Raw genomic sequence first — 20327 nt, 5'->3', positions numbered from 1 at the left:
TGCGGGGTGGGAGTTGCCGGGGGTCTACAGCGCAGGGGCTGCGCAGGCGTTGGCGAAGGGGCAGCGGATCGGCGTTGGGAAGCGGGTGCTGGTGGCGGGGACCGGGCCGTTCCTGCTTCCGGTTGCGGAGTCGTTGGTGAGTGTCGGGTCGGAGGTTGTCGGGCTGCTGGAGGCGAATGCACTGAGGACAGTGGTGAAGGGATGGTCGACCGATCCGCTTGTTGCTCGGGGCAAGTTTGCTGAGGCAATCGGGTACGCCGGGCTGCTCGCGAGGCAGCGGATTCCGTTCAAGTACGGGCAGACGGTGATCGCGGCGCACGGCCACAACCGAGTGGAGTCGGTCACGACCGCGCGGCTCGACGTGGACTGGCAGCCGATTCCTGGCAGCGAGCGAGAGGTCGAGGTGGACGCGGTCTGCCTTGGATTCGGGTTCACTGCGCAGTTGGAGTTGGCGGTGTCAGCTCGCTGCGAACTAGGCACCGGCCCGGACGGCGGACCCGCGGTGATCGTCGACGAGAACCAGCAGACGTCCACCCCCGGAGTCTTCGCCGCCGGCGAACTCACCGGCATAGGCGGAGCAGCCCTCGCCGCCGCTGAGGGTCGAGTCGCGGGCGCCGCGGCCGCCGGAGCGATCAGCCGGATGGTCCACGTCGAGGTCAGAATCACCGCCACCACCCCGAGAACGACCAACGGTCGCGCTGCCGCCGCAGGAACATCGCACGGCGCGGCACTGGGAGCGACAAACGGTGACGCAGTTGGTGTAACAGCGAGCGGCGGTGACAGTGCTGGTGTGGCAGGAGGCGGCGGTCCGGCGGGCGAGCTGGGAGATCTTAGTCAGCTGGCCAGAGATCAGGTTGCCAAGGGCAAGCGGTTTGCGTTGGCCTTGGGGAAGGCGTATCCGGTGAAGGCGGGATGGCGGGGGTGGAGTGGTGGGGAGACTTTGGTGTGCCGCTGTGAGGAGGTGACTCGGGCGGAGCTTGAGGGGGCGCTTGCGGAGCGGGATGTGACAAGCGAGCGGAGTTTGAAGTTGACCAGCCGGGCAGGACTTGGTTTCTGCCAGGGACGAGTTTGCTCCCGAACTGTCGCCGAGTTCGCCGACGACAGCGCAGTACGGGCTCAGCACAGTCGACCGATTGCAGTGCCGGTGAGGCTCGGGGATCTAGCTAGGAAAGAGGAGCACTTGTGAGCGAGAAGTTGGATGGCGTGATTGTCGCGACGGCCTTGCCGTATGCCGAGGACGCGGCGGCGCCGGCCGGGCTGCGGCCCGACCTTGAGCGGTATGCCGAGCACTGTCGGTGGTTGGTGGACAGCGGGTGTCGCGGCGTGGGGCCGAATGGTTCGCTGGGGGAGTACTCCTCGCTCACCGACGACGAGCGGCGGAAGGTCGCGCAGACCGCGATCGATGCTGTCGGCAACGACGGCATCGTGGTGGTCGGTGTGCACGGCGCCGGTGCTCATCAGGCGCGAAGCTGGGCTGAGAAGGCCGCGGAGGACGGCGCCGACGGAGTGCTGTGCCTGCCGCCGACGATGTACCGCGCGAACCGGTCTGAAGTCATTCACCACTACACCGAGGTCGCGAAGGCCGGCTTGCCGGTGATGGTCTACAACAATCCGCACGACACCAAGGTTGACCTGACCCCTGACCTACTGGCCGAGCTGGCGCAGATCGAGAACATCGTCGCGGTGAAGGAGTTCACCGGCGACGTCCGCCGCATCCTCGAGATCCGCGAACTCGCCCCGAGCCTGACGGTCGTAGCAGGCGCCGACGACCTGACGCTGGAGGCTCTGTTGATGGGCGCGACCGGCTGGTTCGCGGGATTCCCGAATGTCTTCCCGAAGGAATCCGTCCGCCTGTTCGACCTCGCAGTACAAGGGGATCTGACAAAAGCGAAAGCACTCTACGAGCCGCTGGTGGCTGCGTTCCGGTGGGACTCGCGGGTCGAGTTCGTGCAGGCGATCAAGTACGGCATGGACTACGTCGGCCGGTACGGCGGTCCCTGCCGCCCGCCGCGTGGACCGCTGGTGCCGGAGCATCTCGCCCAGCTGGAGCAGGACATGAAGAAGGCCGTGGAGTCGCTGGTATGAGGTCCGTCCGTACGCTCACCGCGATCGACTCGCACACCGAGGGCATGCCGACCCGGGTGATCACCGGCGGCGTCGGCGTCATCCCCGGTACGACGATGGCCGAACGGCGCGAGTATTTCCTCAAGCACGACGACGATCTCAGGCTGTTCCTGATGAACGAGCCGCGCGGCCATGCTGCGATGAGTGGCGCGATCCTGCAGCCGCCGACCCGGCCGGACGCCGACTGGGGTGTGCTCTACATCGAGGTCTCCGGGTGCCTGCCGATGTGCGGGCACGGGACCATCGGGGTCGCCACGGTGCTGGTCGAGTCCGGCATGGTGAAGGTGACCGAGCCGGTCACCCAGGTCCGCCTCGACACCCCGGCGGGCCTCGTTGTCGTCGACGTTGCCGTTAGCAACGGACGAGCGGAGCACGTGACGCTCCAGAACGTCCCGGCCTACTCCCACGCCTTGGATGCCACGGTCGACGTCCCGGGCCTCGGCACGATCACCTACGACCTGGCGTACGGCGGCAACTTCTACGCGATCCTGCCGCTGGAGCAGCTGGGTATCCCGTTCGACCGGGCCGAGAAGGACCGGATCCTGCAAGCAGGCCTGGACATCATGGCGGCGATCAACGCGACCGACCGCCCGGTCCATCCACTCGACCCGGGGATCCACAGCTGCAAACACGTCCAGTTCACCGCTCCCGGCGAGAACGGCAGTCATTCCCGCAACGCGATGGCGATCCACCCCGGCTGGTTCGACCGGTCGCCCTGCGGCACCGGCACCTGCGCGCGGATGGCCCAGTTGCATGCCCGCGGCGAACTCGGCCTGAACGAGGACTTCGTCAATGAGTCCTTCATCGGCACCCGCTTCACCGGCCGCCTGCTGTCGGAAACCACGGTCGGCGACCGCACCGGCCTGATTCCCACAGTCACCGGCCGGGCGTGGATCACCGGCATGGCGCAGTACCTGCTGGATCCGACGGATCCGTTCCCGACCGGCTTCGTGCTTTAACTGACGAAGCGGAGGGATTGGCCGGGCCGGAGTTGGGCGCACGCGTCCAGGTCCGCGGCGACGACGTACGCGATGACCGGGTAGCCGCCAGTGACCGGGTGGTCCGCGAGGAACAGGACCGGCAGTCCCGAGGGTGGGATCTGCAGGGCGCCGAGTTCCATGCCCTCGCTCGGCAGCTCGCCTTCGCGGGCGCGTTCCAGCGGTTCACCCTCGAGCCGTACGCCGATCCGGTTGCTGTTGCTGCTCACGGTGTAGCTCTGACCGGTCAGCGACGACCACCCGGCATCGGTGAACCAGTCCCGCCGAGGCCCAGACACCACCCGTACTGCGACGTCGCCGCCAGCGGGATCCGCCACGGGCGCGTAATCAACACCCGGCATCGGACCGTGATCCTTGCCAGCAGTCAACGCGTCCCCGGCCCGCAGTGGCGCCGGCCCCAGCCCCGACAGCAGGTCAGTGGACCGCGAACCGAGCACCGGCTCGACCTCGACGCCGCCGCGGATCGCGACATACGACCGGAGGCCAGAGGTGGGTGGTCCGAGGCGCAGGGTCTGACCTGCGCGCAGTGTCGCCGGGGCATTCCTGGGGATGCCCGCACAGGGAGCGCCGGTGACCGCGAAGACGAGATCCGACGAAGCCTCGAGAACCAGTCCGCCGTACGTCACCTCCAGCGCCGCGGCGTCCTCGCTGTTGCCGACCAACCGGTTCGCCAGCCGATAGGAGGCGCGATCACACGCGCCCGACCGCCCGATACCAAGGGCCGCCTGACCGACCCGCCCAGCGTCCTGCACAGTCGTCAACGGACCAGTTTCCAGTACTACGAAGCGCGCGCTCATCCCGAACCTGCGTCGATGAACCGGACCCGTCGCCCAGGTTGCAGGAGGGCAGCCGGATCCCGCTCCAGGTCGAACACGGCCACCGACGTCCGGCCGACCAGCTGCCAGCCGCCGGGAGACTCACGCGGGTAGACACCACTGAACTCGCCTGCCAGCGCGACGGATCCGGCCGGCACCTTCGTCCGCGGCGACTCACGCCGCGGCACGTCCCACTTCGACTGCCCGGTGAGGTAACCGAAGCCCGGCGCGAACCCGCAGAACGCGACGGTCCACTCGTCGGCCGTGTGCCGCCTGATCACCTCGGCCACCTCGCAGCCGAGCAGTTGAGCGACGTCCTCGAGGTCCTCGCCGTCGTACACGACCGGGATCTCGACCAGGTCGCCACCATCCCGGCGATCCTGCCGCGCCACCGTCTCTCGCAGTACGCGCTCGACTGCTGCGAGGTCGGTTCGCGCCGGGTCTGTCACCACCATCACGGTCCGGGCCGCCGGCACGATGTCGATCACACCGGCCGGCGGCTCGGCGACCAGCGCCGCGTAGTACCCGAGGACCTCGTCGAGGTCGTCCAGTTCCACCAGCAGCGCAGTACTGCCGCAGGGCAGAAGACGCATCAGGCGGCGAACGGGGTCAGCTCGACACCCGCGTCCCAGAGGCTCTGCCGGACCTGCTGGGCGATCTGCACCGCGCCCGGAGTGTCACCGTGGACACAGATCGACCCCGGCTGCAGCTTCAGCTCGCCACCCTCGATGTCCGCGATCGGCGCGCCGGTGGCCATCGCCACACAGCGCTGGGCGATCTCGGCTCCGTCATGCAGCACCGAACCGGGAAGCTTCCGAGAGACCAGCGTGCCTTCCGGCGTGTACGCCCGATCGGCGAACGCCTCGTGGATGACCTTCAGCCCGGCCTCCTCGGCCAGCCGGAGCCAGAGCGCCCCCGGCAGGCCGAGCACTGGCAGGGTCCGGTCGTAGTCGCAGATCGCCCCGACCACAGCCGCCGCCTGCTCCTCGTGGTGCCCGATCGTGTTGTAGAGAGCGCCGTGCGGTTTGACGTACCGGACCTCCGACCCGGCGACCCGGGCGAAGGCGTCCAGCGCCGCGACCTGGTAGAGCACCTCGTCCCGCAGTACGGCCGGCTCGATGTCGATGAACCGGCGGCCGAAGCCCGGCTTGTCGGCGTACCCGACGTGGGCGCCGATCGCGACGTCGCGATCCGCTGCCCGCCGACACACCGCACGCATGATGGAGGGGTCGCCGGCATGGAAACCGCAGGCGACGTTGGCGCTGGTGACGACGTCCAGCAGGGCGTTGTCGTCACCCATCGCCCAGCTGCCGAAGCCTTCGCCGAGGTCGGCGTTCAGATCGACGGTGTTCATCAGCTTCCTCCTTCGCGTCTAGCTGAACAGCTCGATGACCGGGCGGACCGAGCGCACGGCCAGGTAGATGGTGAGCAACCAGGCCGCCGCGCCGATCCCGAGCAGCCAGGCTGGGTACCTGTACCCGTTCAGCAGATCCTTGCGCCGCCACGCCACCCAGAGAAGCACACCGATGCCCACCGGGAGCAGCAGGCCGTTGAAAGCACCGGCGAAGACCAGCAGCGTGGTCGGCGCGGTACCGACGGACAGATAGATCACCGTGGTCACCAGGATGAAGCCGACCACCAACGCGGTCCGCGTACGGTCGCTGGTCCTCGTCCTGGAGGTGATGAACGAGACCGTCGTGTACGAGGCGCCGATCACGCTGGTGATGGCCGCGGCCCAGAGCACGATGCCGAAGACCCGGAGTCCCACCTCACCCGAGGCCTGCTCGAAAGCGGACGCGGCCGGGTTCGCCGGATCCAGCTTGGCGCCACCCGCCACCACGCCGAGGATCGCCAGGAACAGCACGATCCGCATCACTCCGGTGATCAGGATGCCGGTCACGGAGCCACGGGTGATGTCCCGGATGTGCTCGGGTCCGGTGATGCCGGAATCCAGCAGCCGGTGCGCACCGGCGTACACGATGTAGCCGCCGATGGTGCCGCCGATCAGAGTGGTGATGGCGAGGAGGTCGACCTGCTCGGGCAGGACCACGTTCTTCAGCGCCTCGCCGACCGGAGGTCCGGAGGTGATCGCGATGTAGCCGGTCAGCAGGATCATCAGCGCGCCGAGGAAGAAGACGATCCGGTCCATCGCCAGCCCGGCCTGCTTGGACACGAAGATGCCGATGGCAACGAGTGCGGAGAGCGCGCCGCCGATCTTCGGATCCAGCCCGAACATCGCGTCCGTGCCCAGTCCCGAGCCGGACACGTTGCCGATGTTGAAGACCAGGCCGCCGACGAACAGCAGGGCGGCCATCGCCCAGCCGAGCCCGGGGGCGACCAGGTTGCCGAGCTCCTGGGCGCGGCGGCCGGAGACCCCGATCACGCGCCAGACATTCAGCTGCAGGGCGATGTCGACCAGGATCGATGCGGCGATGGCGAAGGCGAACGCGGCGCCGAGCTGCACCGTGAACGTGGTGGTCTGGGTGATGAAGCCGGGACCGATGGCCGACGTCGCCATCAGGAACATCGCGCCGATCAGCGTCGACCGGGTGCTCGCCTTCAGGGCCGACGAGGTGACGGGGGTGGTCTCCGAGGTGGGGCGGCCCGAGCGGCGGACCGGGCGCTGGCTGGTCGGCTTCGTCGGCGGCTTGGACGGTGGTTTGGCCATGGTGCTCTCCTGATGTCAGCAGGACGGGGTGCACAGGGACCGCGGCGGCGGGGTCACCGCCGGACGGCCTTACCGGTCAGCAGCTGCGCTCAGTGGACGGTCGATCGCAGCTCGTGACTCCTGAGAGTAGATATTGTTCAACAATCCTGCAAGACTTCTGTTCAGCAAAGTTTCCAGAAGTGGGCGATGATGCGAGGGTGTCCAGTTCCAGCGAGATCCGACCGCCGGCCGAGCCCGGCACCGACACGTCCTGGCTGCGGGCCGTCGCGGGCGACGCCGCCCTGTTCGACCGGAGCAGCTCGGCGGAGCGGGTGGCCGACGTCCTCCGCCGCCGGATCACCGAGGGATTGCTCCGCCCCGGCACGCAGCTGTCCGAGGAACTGCTCAAGGAAGCCCTGCAGGTCAGCCGGAACACTCTGCGCGAGGCCTTCCGGCTTCTCACCCACGAAGGCCTGCTCGTGCACAAGATGCACCGCGGCGTCTTCGTGCCGGACCTCACCGAGGACGACCTGGTCGACCTCTACCGCCTCCGCCGGGCGATCGAGTGCGACGTAGTGCGATCTCTCGGCGACCTCGCTCCGGACCGGCTGCAGCCGCTCCGCGACGACGTGGAGGCGAGCGAGGCAGCGGCCCTGGCCGGCGACTGGGTCGCGGTCGGTACTGCGAACATGCGCTTCCACCGGCACCTGGTCGGGCTGGCGGGCAGCACGCGGATGGATGAGGTCACCGGCCGGCTGCTCGCCGAGCTCCGCCTGCTCTTCCATGTCATTGCGACCCCGCAGGCGCTGCACGAGCCCTACATCGCTCGCAATCGGGCCTTGCTCGAGTTGCTCGCAGCAGGTGAGTACGAGCGGGCCGCGGCCGAGCTCAACCAGTACATGCTCGACTCCGAGGCAGGCCTCCTCGCCGCCTTCCGCGGCCGAGGCTGACTATTGGGCTTGCGGGTGACGCCTCAAACTGCGTTGATGGATTTCACAGCAGAGACCCAGCTCTAGGGGGAGCAAGCATGACTGAAGACCGGACCGAGGAACAACGGAAGTCGTACCGGCCCATCGACGCGGCGGGGTTCCGCCAGTCGATCAGCCGGGACTGGGGACCGGTGGATCGATCGTTGGTGCTGCCCGCCGGCCTGGCCGAGGCCGCGGCCGAGCATCGGCGCAAGTTGAGCGCCGCGCTGCCCGGGCGCCGGATCGCACTCGGTGCCGGCCGGGCCCCGGTCCGGTCGAACGACACCGACTACTCGTTCCGGGCCGACAGCGACTTCGTCTGGCTGACCGGCTGCCAGGCCGAGGGCGCAGTACTGGTGATCTCGGCCGACGGCGACGCCACGCTCTACCTGCGCGAGACGGCCGGACCGGACGAGGTGGACTTCTTCGCGAACGCACGCGACGGCGAGTTGTGGATCGGCCCGGTGCCGGGACTGAAGGACTGGTCCGAGGCGCTGCAGATCGCCTGCCGCCCGATCGAGGATCTGCCGGCGGCCGTGCGCGGCGCCGTACCGTTCATGCTCGCGACGTACGGCGTGGAGCCGCAACTGGACGCGTTGGTCCGGACTTCGCCGTACGACGGGGATGTGCTGCGTCAGACGCTGGCGGAGTTGCGGCGGATCAAGGACGACTGGGAGCTCGACCAGTTGCGCGAGGCGGTCGCGGCGAGTGTGCAGGCTTTCGCGGACGTTGCCAGCGAATTGCCGGAGGCCATCCGCGGCGGTGGTGAGCGCTGGCTGGAGGGCACCTTCGACCGGCGGGCGCGGACCGCGGGCAACGGACCGGGGTACGCCTCGATCGTTGCTGCCGGCAATCACGCGCCGGTGCTGCACTGGGTGCGGAACGACGGCGCTGTCCGCGAGGGTGACGTGATTCTGCTCGACGCCGGCGTGGAGACCCGGACCCTGTACACGGCCGATGTGACCCGGACCTTCCCGGCGACGGGCGAGTTCACCCCGGCGCAGCGGCAGGTACACGATCTGGTCCACAAAGCTCACCTGGCCGCGCTGGAGGCGGTGCGCCCAGGCTCGCCGTACCGGGCGTTCCAGTACGAGGCGATGCGGGTGCTGATCGAGGGGCTGAAGGACTGGGGTGTGCTCGACGTATCGCTGGACGAGGCCCTCGGGCCGGACGGTCAGCAGCACCGCCGGTACGTCGTCTGCGGGCTCGGCCACTTCATCGGCCTGGACGTGCACGACTGCGACGCCGCCAGGCCGGAGACGTACTTCGCGGCCGACCTGGAGGTGGGGATGGCGCTGGCCGTCGAGCCCGGGCTGTACTTCCACCCGAACGACGAGACGGTGCCCCCGGAACTCCGCGGAATCGGCGTGCGGATCGAGGACAACGTGGTGGTCCATCCGGACCGGCTGGAGGTCCTCACCGAGGCCTTGCCGATCGACACGGACGGCCTCGAGCAGTGGACCCGGGCCCAACTTTCCCGATGACCGGTGATCACGGAACGTAGTGAAGCAATCACTTAAAATAATCTGGTCACAAGCAGTAACACTGGGGCGGTCCGGCCCGATGTAGTCAGCGGGGGAGGGTCAACCTCGGCCCGGCGCGTGGCAGTGGGGGGCCGCGAACCACGCGCCGGCCGGGCTGGCCCCGGACTGGGACCCGGGGGGGACCCAGGGAGTTTCAGTACGGGGGGAAGTGCCATGAACTTACGTGTGCGAGTACAACATTGCGCGTGCGGCGGGGACCACCACTGGTACGCCGACATCGACGACGCGGACGACCCGCAACCCGACGATCCTTTCTGGTACGTCGACCGTTGCCCGAGCCAGGCCGACGCCCTGGAATCCGCCTGCGGTCAGCTACTCACGCTGTCCGACCGCGTCTACCAGGGCGACGATCTGCTCCGCGTGCTGGAATCCAGCGACGTCTGACCTTGCTCGCCGGGGATCAGCCCCGGGTCAGGGTGACGCCGTAGTAGCTCGCGGCGTCGACGACCGGCTGGTAGAAGGAGTACGAGCCGGTAGCGTTGCCGCCCTGGTTGAAGCCGCAGTCGTGGCCGTCGCTCGGCCCGCCGGACGTCATGCCCTGCGCGATCGTGCCGGAGATGTACGCGCCGCCGGAGTCGCCGCCCTCGGTGCAGACAGTGGAACGGGCAAGGCCGGTGGTGCGGGTCACAGCGCCGCTCGGGCTGCCGTAGTTGACCGTCAGGTTGTACTGCGAGATCGTGCCGCAGGTCCACCCGGTGGTGTTGCCGGCCTTGCAGATGGTCGAACCGACCGGTGCCTTGGACGAACCGGTGACGGTGGTGGTCTGGCCGTTGCGGTTGTCGATGTAGCCGCGGCCGACGTCCTCGGAATCGATGTCCATCAGGCCCATGTCCACGCTCGGCTGACCGGTGCGGAACCGGCTGCCGATGCCCTTGCCGAGATGGGTTCCGGCGGCGTTCAGGATGTCCGGATTGCCTTCCAGGCAATGGCCCGCGCTGAGCAGCACGTTGTTGCCGTTGCTGGTGGTGCCGGGGAAGCCGAGCGAGCAGTTCGTACCCGGGACCAGGTCCATGATCTGGCCGCCGATCACGTCCGCGGTCATCGTCAGCGTGGTGCTGCTGGTGCTCACGTCGACGCCGGGGATCGCCTTCAACTGCTTGACCAGGGCAACGGTCTGCGCTGACTGCTTGCCGGGCTGTAGGACGACCTGGACGCGGTCGGTCGGCAGGTCCGCACCGATGCTCTGCAGCTGCCGCGATCCGGACCTGTCGAACATCGCCTGGACCTGGGTCTGCAGCTTGGTCAGAGCCTTCTCGCCGCGGGCAACCGTCCGCGGGGTCAGGCCCCGCTCACGAGCCACCGCGGCCTCCGCCGGCGAGTGCACGTTGACCACCAGTTGGCGGGAGGCGTCGAAGAAGGAGCCGTCGGCAACCGTCTTCACCGCCTCGAGCGCGGATGCCTTGTTTTGTTCGGTGTCGAGCCTGGCCTTCGCCTTGGCCGGGGAGATTCCCCAGCTCCAGCCGAGGACGTCGTACACGCCGTCGGTCGGGACGGGTACCTGGGCGCTGGTCGCGGTTTGCATCGGCGCCAGGGCGGCGGCGCCGAGTCCGAGGACCAGGGCGGCTCCAGCGAGGGACTTGCGCAGGTGGGGGCGGGGCATGGGGTCACATCCGAATCGGCTGGGCGGCCTGCCTCACCAGGCCGCGGTGAGGGAATCGTTGGCGCTACGGACGATGACCACAAGTGAACGGACAGTGATGGTTGGGTTGTGGCGGGTCGATCAAGGGAAAGCCTTCGACCGACGAACGATCACCCTCGGCCGAACACTGCTCGACAGAGGGTGATCCTTCTCGGCGGGCTTAGCTGGTCGGCGGTACCGCGGGGCAGGTGCTGCCGCGCTTCGGGAGTTTCAGTGACACCAAGTAGTTGTCAACGGCCGTCCCCATGCAGGAACTCGTCGTGTAGCTGCCGTGGCCCCAGCCTTCATAGGTGACGAGCAACCCGGAGTGACCGAGTTGCCGCGCCACATTGGTCGCCCAGTTGTAGCCCGAGGCGGGATCGTGGATGGAGTTGATCAGCAGCAGCGGGGTCTGCAGGTTGCGGACCTTCAGCCGGTGCTGCGGGTTGTCCACCCGGGTCGGCGAACCCAGGCAGGTCGAGTTGGCGAGCAGCGCACCCGGGTACTTCATCTCCGGGTACTGCGCGGCAAGCTGCCGCAGGTTGGCGGCGTACTGCTGGTAGTTGGTCACCGGCAGACTCCAGTCCTGGCAGAACACGGCGAAGGGGTTCGACTGCAGCCCGGTCGGAGTCGGCGGATCGACGACAACCGGCGACTTGCTCTCATCGAGTTGTTTCAGCAAGTCGGCGAGCTGTGGCCACTGGGGATCGTAGAACGTGCGGAAGGCTGTATAGCTCAGCGTGAAGGCGGTCAGCGCGACCTGTGGTCTCTTCGGATCGGCCAACTCGCCGTGGTCCGCCCTGATCAGCAGCTCCGCCCACAGCTTTCGGACATCAGTGCCATGCAGGCTGCAGCTTGTACTGCGCTCGCACCATTTCACGAACTCGTCGAAGGAGTCCTGCGACGTCTCCGCTTGAGTGTTGAGGAAGGCGCGAGTGCCGAGACTGTGGTCGACGACGCTCTCCAGTACGACGGCCCGCACCCGTTGTGGGTAGACCTCCGCATACTGCTCGCCGAGCAGCGTTCCGTAGGAGCTGCCGTGGAACGTCAGCTTCTGTTCGCCCAAGGCCTGCCGGATCGCGTCGAGATCCCGCACGGTCTGCAGCGTGTCGATGTGGTCGTAGACCGGGCCGGTGTTGGCGCGGCAGTCCTTGGAGAGCTCCTTGTTGTAGCGGATCGTCTGGTCGAACTCCGCCTGGCTCTTGATGATCGGCGACGGCTGCTTCGCGAGCAGCGCGGCAGAACACTTGACCGGGTTGCTCCGGGCGATGCCGCGCGGGTCGAAGCTGACGATGTCGAACCGGTCCTGCAGGTTCTCGCTGAACCGACCTATCCCGGTCCTGATCCGCTCGACCCCGGAGTCACCAGGGCCGCCCGGACCGAAGATCAAGGCGCCAACCCGATCGGCCGACTTCGCAGTACGGCGGGCTAGTGCCAAGCCGAAGGTCGGGCCGTTCGGGTGTGCCCAGTCCACTGGGACTTGCAGAGTGGTGCACTGCGATCCTTTGATCAGCTCCTTGTCTTCTTCGGTGTCGCCGGGCTCGGGCAGGCAGTCCGCCCATTGCAGAGCCGGCCGTACTACGGTCGCCGCGGCCCCCTGACCGGCCGCGGCCCCCTGACCGGCCGCGGCCGGTACTACGGTGACGCCGGCCAAGGTGACTCCCAGGACCACACCCCACGTGGTGGTCCTGAAGCGTCGATTGCTGAAACTCACGGGGAGATCTCCTGTCTGGTGAACTCCCTCGATCCTCGGCAACCGCTGTCCGCAGCACATCGGGGTTCATCCCTGACCGGACCCGCTCGCGCCTTGGGGGACTTGTTAGGGTCACTGATCTGATGACTGAGACGACGGTTGTTGACGCCCCGGCTGGTTCGAAGCACGCGACCTGGTTCCGCACGGTGGCGATCGCCGAGGCGATCTCGTGGACCGGACTGCTGATCGGCATGCTGTTCAAGTACGTGCTGTCGGACAACGAGATCGGCGTGAAGATCTTCGGCCCGATCCACGGCGGCGTCTTCATCGCCTACGTCCTCACCGTGGCCCTGGTCCGCAAGCCACTCCGCTGGACCTGGTCGACCACCCTGCTCGCCCTGGGCGCGAGCATCCCGCCGCTCTTCACCTGGCTTTTCGAACGCTGGGCCGCCCGCACCAACCGCCTCGGCTGACGCCGCAGCTTTCCAAATTTTGCTAATTGGCGGGGAAATTGTTCCAAGGGCTGTTTGAAACGCCCTGTGAGCGACTACCCTCCGGGACTTGTGAAGCCGTTCTCTGAGGAAGAACAGGCCAAACGCCGTAGACCCCTGCTGGATCGTGAGGGGTTTCGCCGTGTCGCCGTTCTCGTTGCTCCCACCGGGCTGTACGCCGTGCTGGTACTCATCAGTCTGCTCGGGGGGCCGAGGATCGGAGCGCCGCTGATCCCGCTGCCCGGAGGCGGTGGCGCGGAGGTGACCAACCCGGAGGCGGGCCAGCAGCCAGGTCAGCTGCCCAGCAGGATCTTCCCGTCGATTCCCTGGCAGACCCAGACTCCGGTACCGGTGCCGCCAACCTCTGCGACGGTGACACCGTTACCGTCCACCGTCGACCCCTCAACGGGACTGCCGACCGATCGACCAACGACCACTCAACCCACGCTCCCCGGCAAGCCCTCGCCGACAACTGCGGAGCGCTCGGAACCCCCGATGCCGCCGGCCACCAAGACGCCGCCCCGCCCGCCGAGCGATCCCACGACCGCACCAACGACCGCACCAACGAGCGAACCAACGAGCGACCCGACAACCGATCCGCCGGTCACCCCGAGCACTCGACCCACGACCCCGGACAACCCCGACGAGCCCGAGCCACGTCCCCCAACAGTCGTCGACACCTTGCTCGGCCTCCTCGATCGCCTCGGCCTGTAGCTCCCCGACATTTACCGCCTTGCGTCCGAAGAACTGGAGGGAGGTCTCTCCAGTTCTTCGGACGCAAGGGGTTCACAGGGTGGTGGTTTGGAGGATGACGTTGGTGACCAGGGCGGGGTTGTCGTTCATCGGGACGTGGCCGCTGGCGGGGAGGGGGACGATGCGGGCGCCGGGGATCTGGCGGTGGGCCCGGGTGGACTGGCTCGGGGGGAGGACGCGGTCGTTGGTGCCCCAGGCGATGGTGACCGGGATGCCCGGGACGTCGCCCTCGAAGGTGATGCCGGAGCGGCCCAGCCGGAGTACTCGATCGAAGGCCGGCGCGGCGGCCATGGCGGCGGTTTCCGCGATCACCGCTTCGGGACTGCGCTGGCCCGGGCGGTGGTAGATCATGCCCGTCATCAGCCGACGGCCGGCCGCGGTGCGCGCCATCCGGCGTACGGTCGCGGGTGGGGTGCGGCAGGCGACTCGGTGCATGCTGTTCAGGACGTTCAGCGCCCAGGCGCGCTGGCGGGGAGTCCACAGTCCGGCCGGGGAGAACGCGGTGACCGAGCGGACCAGACCGAGCTGGCCCAGCCGGAGAGCGATCAGACCGCCCATCGAGTTGCCGGCCACGTGCGGCCGGTCCAGATCGAGGGCCTCCGAGAAGGCCTGGACCGCGCGGACGTAGCTGTCGACCTCGTCCGGGACGCCAGGCGGTACGTCGGGAGACTCGCCGAAGCCCGGGAAGTCCAGCGCGATCACGTCGCGCGACTCCGCCAACCGGTCCAGCACCGGGTCCCACGCCTGGCGGTGGTGACCGATGCCGTGCAGGAGCAGCAGGGGCGGTCCGGCGCCCTTGCGGTCGTAGGCGATCTCCACGCCCGGGACGCCGTCCACGGTCACGCTCGCGGTTGCGCTCATGACTTCATGGTGACCACGCGGTGCCGTCTTGTCCGCGTGACATGGCCGATGTCACATTCCTGCTGTTCGGTAACAGCGCGTCAGTAGGCGTCGACGTCGCTGGTCGAGGCGTTGCCCAGCGAGCTCGGCCGCAGGTCGACCTTCCAGCCCTCGTTCCGGCCGAAGCCGTCGTCGAACTTCGAGAAGCTGCAGTCGGTGCTGAACTGGCGGCGCTTGGCGTTCCAGTCCAGCCCGCTCTTGAAGTAGATGTGGTACTTCCCGCCGATCCGGCTGATCGTCGCGGTCTTCTTCGCCTGCACGTACATCATCAGGTGCGGCTTGGCCGGCGGCTGGCCGTCGGTGACCACTGACACCGCGACGTCCCGGTCGGTGCCGTTCGTCACCTGCAGCTGGCCGGATCCCCGCGACCCCGAACGGACCAGGAGGTCGCCGTTCGACGGGCGCTGGTCGGGTGGTTCGGGCCCGAGGTTCGGCAGCGTCGTACCGAAGCGGAGGCCGACCTTGCGCAGTGGCGCGACCGCGCTCGCCAGGTCGGCGGTCAGCTTCCGCTGGACGGCCTGCGAGGTGTAGACGACCCCGCCACACCTGGCGTTGAGATCGACGTTGTCGGCCTGGGCGCCGGTCAGCGAACTGGACGCCGCCCTGAGTCGCGCCTGCAGAGTCTTGTTCGCCGCGACCGCGTTCGCCGGCACCTTCAGCGCGGCCACTGTCGCGGCCTCGGTGGTCAGCGTCTCGGCCAGATCGCTCATCGCGTCGCTCAGGTTCTCCGCGCTTCTCGCGGTGGTGAGCGCGCGGACGTCCGCCGCCAGGTGCTGATCGACCTGCGTCAGACTCGCCTGGTACTGCGCTGCCGTCAGCGGCCCGGGTGGTTTCGGTGGCGTTGTCGGTTTGACGGTCGTCGGCCGCGACGCGGACTGCGTGCTCGCGGCTGCGGCCCCGTCATCCGAGGCACTCCCACAACCGGTCGCGAGTCCGAGCAGAGCTACCCCGACGCATGCGGACAGAATCTTCCTCACGATGCCCCCCAGGCCTCGATTTCCCCTTACCGGAAGCCTAAGCGGCAAAGGTCTCCGCAGCGAGCCGAAAGGCGGTTACGGACGCGGCGTCGGCCGGACGAAGGGAAAAGCGAGGGTGGCCCGGATGTTCTGGCCGGTCAGCAGCATCATCACCCGGTCGACACCGAGGCCGAGTCCACCGGTCGGCGGCATCGCGTACTCCAGCGCGCCCAGGAAGTCCTCGTCCAGCGACATCGCCTCGGGATCACCAGCGGCCGCCTTCAGCGACTGTTCGGTCAGCCGGCGCCGCTGCTCGACGGGATCCACCAGCTCCGAATACGCAGTACCGATCTCCGCGCCGTAGGCGACCAGATCCCATCGCTCGGCCAGCCGCGGGTCGTCCCGGTGCTTGCGGGTCAACGGCGAGGTCTCCACGGGGAAGTCGGTGTAGAAGGTCGGCACGGTCGTCGCAGGCTCGACCAGTTCGTCGTAGAGCTCAAGGACCAGCTCGCCCGCGGACAGGTCGAACGCCGCGTGAACCCCATGATCCGCACAGAGCTCCCGCAGCCGCGGCGCCGGCGTACCGGCATCGATCGGTACTCCGGTCGCGCGGCTGACCGCCTCGTGCACGGTGACGACGGGCCACTCCCCGGAGATGTCGATCTCGCCCTGCGGCCGCAGTATCACCGGCTTGCCGAACACCGCGGTGGCGGTCTCGATCAGCAGTTCCCGGGTCAGCTCCCGCATCACGTTGTAGTCGGCGTACGGCTGGTAGGCCTCGACCGAGGTGAACTCCGGGTTGTGCGTCCCGTCGGCACCCTCGTTGCGGAAGTTCCGGTTCAGCTCGAAGACCTTGCCGAGCCCGCCGACGGTCAGCCGCTTGAGGAACAGCTCGGGCGCGATCCGCAGGTACAGCTCGGTGTCGTAGGCGTTGATGTGGGTCACGAACGGCCGCGCGTTGGCCCCGCCGTGCACCGCCTGCAACATCGGCGTCTCCACCTCGATGAACCCGCGCGACTCGAAACCGTTGCGCAGGGCCCGTACTGCGGTACTTCGGTACTGCAGCATCTGCAGGGACTCCGGGTTCATCACCAGATCCAGGTGGCGCTGGCGGACCCGGGCCTCCGGATCGGTGAAGCCCTTCTGCTTGTCCGGCAACGGATGCAGGCACTTCGCGGCCATCAACCAGTCGCTCGCCGCGACCGACAGCTCGCCGCGGCGGGTGGTGACCACCTCGCCCGTGATGCTCACGTGGTCGCCGATGTCGACCAGCTTCCGCCAGTTCGCCAGCTGGACCGGACCGCACGAGTCGGCGGTCAGCATCACTTGGAGAGAGGTCGATCCGTCCTGCAGCTGTGCGAAAGCAAGACCACCGTGGTTTCGCAGCCGCATCACCCGGCCTGTGATGGAGACCTGCTGGCGGGTGTGGTGGTCGGCGGGAAGGTTCGCGTGCAGGGCCCGGATTCGTTCGAGTGTGTCGGTCCGGGGCACCGTGACGGGATACGGGTCGATGCCAGCAGCAACTAGCTCGTCCAGCTTGGCACGGCGGATCCGCTCCTGCTCGGTGAGCTTGCGCTCCGGCAGGGCGGGCCGGAGCAGCTCGTGCTCCTGCTCGCGGACGGCCGTGGCGAAGCGTCCGCCGTCGGAGGCCATGATCGCGTGCCGCTCGGCGGTCTTCGCTGTGTCGACGCGGGTCCACGGGCGAGGTGCGGGCAGGAACCCCTCGGCGGTGCCGGCGGCAAGCAAGACCTGCGCCAGCGAGGCTCCCCGGGAATAGCAGATCAGCCTAGGCGACCATCGAGGCAGATACTTCTCGTTCGACTGGTACAGGCTCTCCAATTGCCAGAACCTCGAAGCCGCCGTCAGCAACGCGTTCGTCAATCGCAGGACGGGACCGGCGCCGACCCGTTCGGCGTCACTGAAGATCTCCCGGAACATCGCGAAGTTCAACGAGACGTGATGCACGCCCAGGTCGGCGCTGGCATCGACCAACGCGGTGACCATGAACTCCATCAGCCCGTTCACCGACTCGGGATCACGCCGCATCAGATCCAGCGAGACCCCCCGCACGCCCCAGGGCACGAACGAAAGCAGCCCTCGTACTACGCCGTCGGCGTCGCGCGCGATCACCATCACGCACCGCGCGTCGGCGGGATCGCCGAGCCGCCCGAGGGCCATCGAGAATCCTCGCTCGGTCTGGGCGCCACGCCATCGCTCGGCCAGGTCGACGTACTGCGCCAGGTCGGCGGGCGCCAGATCCCCATGCCGGACGACCTCGGCGTGGTAGCCGGCTCGCTGGGCCCGGGTGACCGCCTGCCGGACCGGGCGCATGGTCCGGCCTTCCAGGGTGAAGTCGGCGACGTCGATGATCGCCTCGTCGCCCATGTTCAGGGCTCGCAGTCCCTCGTCGACGTACGCGTGGGCCGCCTCCTCGCCGGCGGACAACACCGCGGGGGACCAGCCGTACGTCCGGGCTTCCGCGAGCCAGCGTTTGATCGCGCCGGGCCAGGCCGCGGGATCACCGAGCGGGTCGCCACTGGCGAGGCTGACCCCGTTGACCACCCGATAGGCGATCGCGGCCCGTGCGTCGGGGGAGAACACGACTGCCTTGTCGCGCCGCGTCGCGAAGTACCCGAGTGAGTCGCGTTCGCCGTACTCGAGCAGCAGCAGCCGGCGGACCCCGAGTTCCTCGAGCTGGCTCAGGTAGCGGACCCGGCGGACGGAACGCAGGAAGATCGCGAACGCGATCACCAGGGAAGCCGCCGAGATGGTGCCGACGGTCAGCCCGACCCAGCCATGCCCCTCGTGGCCGGAGCCCATCCGGTACCGGCTCTGACCGAGGACGGCCAGGAGGGCCCCGACGATCTTCTCCCGCTGACCGTGCAGGGTGTGCGGGAAGAGCTGGGTCAGGGTGATGCTGACCGCGACCGAGACCAGCAGGCCGGCGACCAGGGCGAGAACCGACAGCCGCCTGGTACCAGGGGCCAGTCGGGCGGGGAACGCGCCGCGGATCCGCCACAGCAGCACGATCAGCAGGGCGATCACCACCACCTGGGCGATGGCGAACACCAGGTCCTGGCTCGTCGTCTCACCGAACTCAGCGCGCAGCGACTCGTCCTCCGGGTAGGCGAGCCGGGCTGCCGTGAGCCCGGCCTCGGCAAGCCAGCCGAGCAGCCACAGCGCCTGGAAGACGAGCAGCACCCAGAGCAGCGCCGCTCGTTTGCCGCGCAGCAGGGCGCTGCCGATCACGGTGAGGTAGACGGCCGAGAAGACGGTATGGCCGGCCGGGATGCCGAAGAACGAGAACGCCAGTTCGACCTTCTTGACCAGCGACGGCGCGAAGAGATGCAGAACGATGGCCAGTGACGACCAGACGGCCGCGGCGACGACGATTCTCCCGACCCAGACCGCTGCGCGGTGCTGCCACTGCGGGACGTCCTGTTCCGATGACACGCAGCGATCATCCCACCGACGGCGTTCGGACAGCGCAACCTGTCGATCCGCGGCGCCGGCGCACCGTCCACTCCCTAAGGGCGAGCCTCAGGCGGGGGTGGTGAGGGCGGGCGTGGGGAGTTTGCGCTGCCAGACCTCGTCGAGGGCCATTCGCATCGCACCGGTGACGACCGCGTCCTCGGCGAGGGCCGAGAGCTCCAGCTTCGGGTGGTTCAGCGTGAGCAGGCGAAGCTGGTCCGAGATGGCGTCGAGCAGTACTGCGCCGGCTCGTGCCACACCGCCGCCGATCACCACGGCGGTCGGGTCGAGCACCAGTACTGCGGGCGCCAGGGCCCGGGCGAAGTCGCGGGCCACCTGCTGCACAACCGCCTGAGCCACCGGGTCGCGCTCTGCCGCCGCCGCGAAGACGTCCGCGGTGTCCAGCTGATCCCGTCCGAGCTCTGCCAACCGCGAGTCCGGGTTGTCGAGCACTGCCTGTCGCCCGAGTGCCGCGATGGCCTCCGAACCGACAGCGCGTTCCAGCGGTCCGCGGCTGTCCTCGGGGTTGATCACGTCGTCCGGACCGGTCGCGATGAAGCCGATCTCGCCCGCCGCACCCGTACCCCGGTGCAACCGGCCGTCGATCACGATGCCGGCACCGAGCCGCTCACCCCACTGCACGGCGAGCAGAGTCCCGGTGCCACCCCGGGCCGCGGCGATGGCCAGTGCGGCCAGGTTCGCGTCGTTGTCGAGCATCACCGGGCAGTCGAGCAGGCTGCGGACGTGCTTGGTCAGGTCGATCGCGGACCAGCCCGGCACGCTCGGGACCAGCTGGACCCGGCCGGTGTGCTCGTCCACGATGCCAGGGCTGGCGGCGACCGCGGCCGCGATGTCCTCGGCCGGCACCTCCGCCTCGGCGAGTGCCTCGGTGATGACCTCGCTGATCACCCCGAGCAGTTCCTGGGCGGTCCACCCGGGCCCGGAACGGCGTACCAGGGAGAGCTTGCGGCCGGCCAGGTCGGAGACGCCGACCGTGACACGGTGCGGGCCGACGTCCAGGCCGAGCACCGGCGCGGCGCGACCGCGCAGCGAGACGCGGATGGCCGGGCGGCCGAGCGAGCGGTCCGCCGAATCCGGGCCGTGCTGCTGCAGCCAGCCGGCGTCCAGCAGTTCGTCGACCGCCTGTGCCACGGTCGGTCTGGCCAGACCGGTGCGTTCCACCAGTTCGGCGACGCGCAGTGGTGCCGGTGCCGAGCGGCGGACCGCATCCAGCACAGCGGCGACGTTGATCCGCCGCAGCATCGTCGTACCGCCGCCGCCGACCGTTCCCTTGCTCATGTCCGACCCCTTGCCTGCCACTCGCCCATCTTATATATAAAGCGAGCGTT

The 20327-nt window shown here is 68.5% G+C and carries 18 protein-coding genes; 8 read left to right on the top strand and 10 right to left on the bottom strand.

Annotated elements, in window-relative coordinates; genetic code table 11:
• The 3 genes from VFG33_RS14570 to VFG33_RS14560 form a co-directional block, all read left to right on the top strand.
• Nucleotides 1-1186, top strand: a 1186-nt coding sequence (locus tag VFG33_RS14570) for an FAD-dependent oxidoreductase (protein ID WP_325026580.1), incomplete at its 5' end; no start/stop codon positions are given.
• On the top strand, nt 1183-2085 hold the full coding sequence (locus tag VFG33_RS14565) for a dihydrodipicolinate synthase family protein (RefSeq protein WP_325026578.1): 903 nt from the start codon (nt 1183-1185) through the stop codon (nt 2083-2085). The genes VFG33_RS14570 and VFG33_RS14565, both read left to right, overlap by 4 nt.
• A complete protein-coding gene (locus VFG33_RS14560; RefSeq protein ID WP_325026577.1) occupies nt 2082-3083 on the top strand; it encodes a proline racemase family protein in 1002 nt (333 codons plus the stop codon). Before VFG33_RS14565 ends, VFG33_RS14560 begins: the two co-directional genes overlap by 4 nt.
• Here VFG33_RS14560 and VFG33_RS14555 read toward each other — a convergent pair.
• From VFG33_RS14555 to VFG33_RS14540, 4 genes are read right to left on the bottom strand one after another with little or no spacing between them, the layout of a single operon-like run.
• The gene (locus VFG33_RS14555) at nt 3080-3919 is read right to left on the bottom strand and encodes a 5-oxoprolinase subunit C family protein (RefSeq protein WP_325026576.1); all 840 of its coding nucleotides are present in this window, start codon (nt 3917-3919) and stop codon (nt 3080-3082) included. The genes VFG33_RS14560 and VFG33_RS14555 overlap by 4 nt on opposite strands.
• Nucleotides 3916-4530 carry a 5-oxoprolinase subunit PxpB gene (pxpB, locus tag VFG33_RS14550; protein WP_325026574.1) on the bottom strand — a complete coding sequence of 205 codons (615 nt, stop codon included), beginning with the start codon at nt 4528-4530 and terminating at the stop codon, nt 3916-3918. Before pxpB ends, VFG33_RS14555 begins: the two co-directional genes overlap by 4 nt.
• Nucleotides 4530-5291 (bottom strand): LamB/YcsF family protein, encoded by a 762-nt coding sequence (locus tag VFG33_RS14545; protein ID WP_325026572.1) that lies wholly within the window; start codon nt 5289-5291, stop codon nt 4530-4532. Before VFG33_RS14545 ends, pxpB begins: the two co-directional genes overlap by 1 nt.
• Before the next feature lie 18 nt (nt 5292-5309).
• Nucleotides 5310-6605 (bottom strand): NRAMP family divalent metal transporter, encoded by a 1296-nt coding sequence (locus tag VFG33_RS14540; RefSeq protein WP_325026571.1) that lies wholly within the window; start codon nt 6603-6605, stop codon nt 5310-5312.
• Between the two features lie 197 nt (nt 6606-6802).
• Between VFG33_RS14540 and VFG33_RS14535 the strand changes: the two genes are divergently transcribed.
• From VFG33_RS14535 to VFG33_RS14525, 3 genes are all read left to right on the top strand, one after another.
• On the top strand, nt 6803-7534 hold the full coding sequence (locus VFG33_RS14535) for a GntR family transcriptional regulator (RefSeq protein WP_325026570.1): 732 nt from the start codon (nt 6803-6805) through the stop codon (nt 7532-7534).
• A gap of 77 nt (nt 7535-7611) precedes the next feature.
• A complete protein-coding gene (locus VFG33_RS14530; RefSeq protein WP_325026569.1) occupies nt 7612-9036 on the top strand; it encodes an aminopeptidase P family protein in 1425 nt (474 codons plus the stop codon).
• A gap of 213 nt (nt 9037-9249) precedes the next feature.
• Nucleotides 9250-9480: a hypothetical protein gene (locus VFG33_RS14525; protein ID WP_325026568.1), complete on the top strand. Its 231-nt coding sequence runs from the start codon at nt 9250-9252 to the stop codon at nt 9478-9480.
• 16 nt (nt 9481-9496) lie between these two features.
• Here VFG33_RS14525 and VFG33_RS14520 read toward each other — a convergent pair whose 3' ends face one another.
• Together VFG33_RS14520 and VFG33_RS14515 are read right to left on the bottom strand one after the other, a co-directional pair.
• Nucleotides 9497-10696 (bottom strand): S1 family peptidase, encoded by a 1200-nt coding sequence (locus VFG33_RS14520; protein ID WP_325026567.1) that lies wholly within the window; start codon nt 10694-10696, stop codon nt 9497-9499.
• A 199-nt stretch (nt 10697-10895) separates the two neighbouring features.
• Entirely contained in the window at nt 10896-12428 is a 1533-nt protein-coding gene (locus VFG33_RS14515; protein ID WP_325026565.1) for an alpha/beta fold hydrolase, read from the bottom strand.
• A 122-nt stretch (nt 12429-12550) separates the two neighbouring features.
• On the opposite strand from VFG33_RS14515, the gene VFG33_RS14510 reads away from it, so the two are divergent.
• Entirely contained in the window at nt 12551-12880 is a 330-nt protein-coding gene (locus tag VFG33_RS14510) for a DUF3817 domain-containing protein (RefSeq protein WP_325026563.1), read from the top strand.
• Nucleotides 12881-12970: 90 nt separating this feature from the next.
• The gene (locus tag VFG33_RS14505; protein ID WP_325026562.1) at nt 12971-13612 is read left to right on the top strand and encodes a hypothetical protein; all 642 of its coding nucleotides are present in this window, start codon (nt 12971-12973) and stop codon (nt 13610-13612) included.
• 72 nt (nt 13613-13684) lie between these two features.
• On the opposite strand, the gene VFG33_RS14500 is transcribed toward VFG33_RS14505, so the two are convergent.
• The 4 genes from VFG33_RS14500 to VFG33_RS14485 all read right to left on the bottom strand — a co-directional run bounded on the left by VFG33_RS14500 (nt 13685) and on the right by VFG33_RS14485 (nt 20277).
• A complete protein-coding gene (locus VFG33_RS14500; RefSeq protein WP_325026561.1) occupies nt 13685-14512 on the bottom strand; it encodes an alpha/beta fold hydrolase in 828 nt (275 codons plus the stop codon).
• Nucleotides 14513-14592: 80 nt separating this feature from the next.
• Nucleotides 14593-15528, bottom strand: coding sequence for a hypothetical protein (locus VFG33_RS14495; protein WP_325026560.1), 936 nt, complete (start codon nt 15526-15528; stop codon nt 14593-14595).
• A 75-nt stretch (nt 15529-15603) separates the two neighbouring features.
• On the bottom strand, nt 15604-18960 hold the full coding sequence (gene lysX / locus VFG33_RS14490; RefSeq protein ID WP_325026557.1) for a bifunctional lysylphosphatidylglycerol synthetase/lysine--tRNA ligase LysX: 3357 nt from the start codon (nt 18958-18960) through the stop codon (nt 15604-15606).
• An 87-nt stretch (nt 18961-19047) separates the two neighbouring features.
• Nucleotides 19048-20277: an ROK family transcriptional regulator gene (locus tag VFG33_RS14485; RefSeq protein WP_325026555.1), complete on the bottom strand. Its 1230-nt coding sequence runs from the start codon at nt 20275-20277 to the stop codon at nt 19048-19050.
• Nucleotides 20278-20327 lie beyond the last annotated feature (50 nt).

It is taken from the genome of Kribbella sp., assembly GCF_035687465.1.
Lineage (GTDB): Bacteria > Actinomycetota > Actinomycetes > Propionibacteriales > Kribbellaceae > Kribbella.
This window is presented reverse-complemented; position numbering and strand designations above follow the sequence as displayed.

Bases quoted from the DNA above. Each gene is read 5' to 3' on its own strand.
- VFG33_RS14560 (WP_325026577.1), top strand. From the start codon at position 2,082: ATGAGGTCCGTCCGTACGCTCACCGCGATCGACTCGCACACCGAGGGC.
- VFG33_RS14555 (WP_325026576.1), bottom strand. From the start codon at position 3,919: ATGAGCGCGCGCTTCGTAGTACTGGAAACTGGTCCGTTGACGACTGTG.
- pxpB (WP_325026574.1), bottom strand. From the start codon at position 4,530: ATGCGTCTTCTGCCCTGCGGCAGTACTGCGCTGCTGGTGGAACTGGAC.
- VFG33_RS14545 (WP_325026572.1), bottom strand. From the start codon at position 5,291: ATGAACACCGTCGATCTGAACGCCGACCTCGGCGAAGGCTTCGGCAGC.
- VFG33_RS14540 (WP_325026571.1), bottom strand. From the start codon at position 6,605: ATGGCCAAACCACCGTCCAAGCCGCCGACGAAGCCGACCAGCCAGCGC.
- VFG33_RS14530 (WP_325026569.1), top strand. From the start codon at position 7,612: ATGACTGAAGACCGGACCGAGGAACAACGGAAGTCGTACCGGCCCATC.
- VFG33_RS14525 (WP_325026568.1), top strand. From the start codon at position 9,250: ATGAACTTACGTGTGCGAGTACAACATTGCGCGTGCGGCGGGGACCAC.
- VFG33_RS14520 (WP_325026567.1), bottom strand. From the start codon at position 10,696: ATGCCCCGCCCCCACCTGCGCAAGTCCCTCGCTGGAGCCGCCCTGGTC.
- VFG33_RS14510 (WP_325026563.1), top strand. From the start codon at position 12,551: ATGACTGAGACGACGGTTGTTGACGCCCCGGCTGGTTCGAAGCACGCG.
- VFG33_RS14500 (WP_325026561.1), bottom strand. From the start codon at position 14,512: ATGAGCGCAACCGCGAGCGTGACCGTGGACGGCGTCCCGGGCGTGGAG.
- VFG33_RS14485 (WP_325026555.1), bottom strand. From the start codon at position 20,277: ATGAGCAAGGGAACGGTCGGCGGCGGCGGTACGACGATGCTGCGGCGG.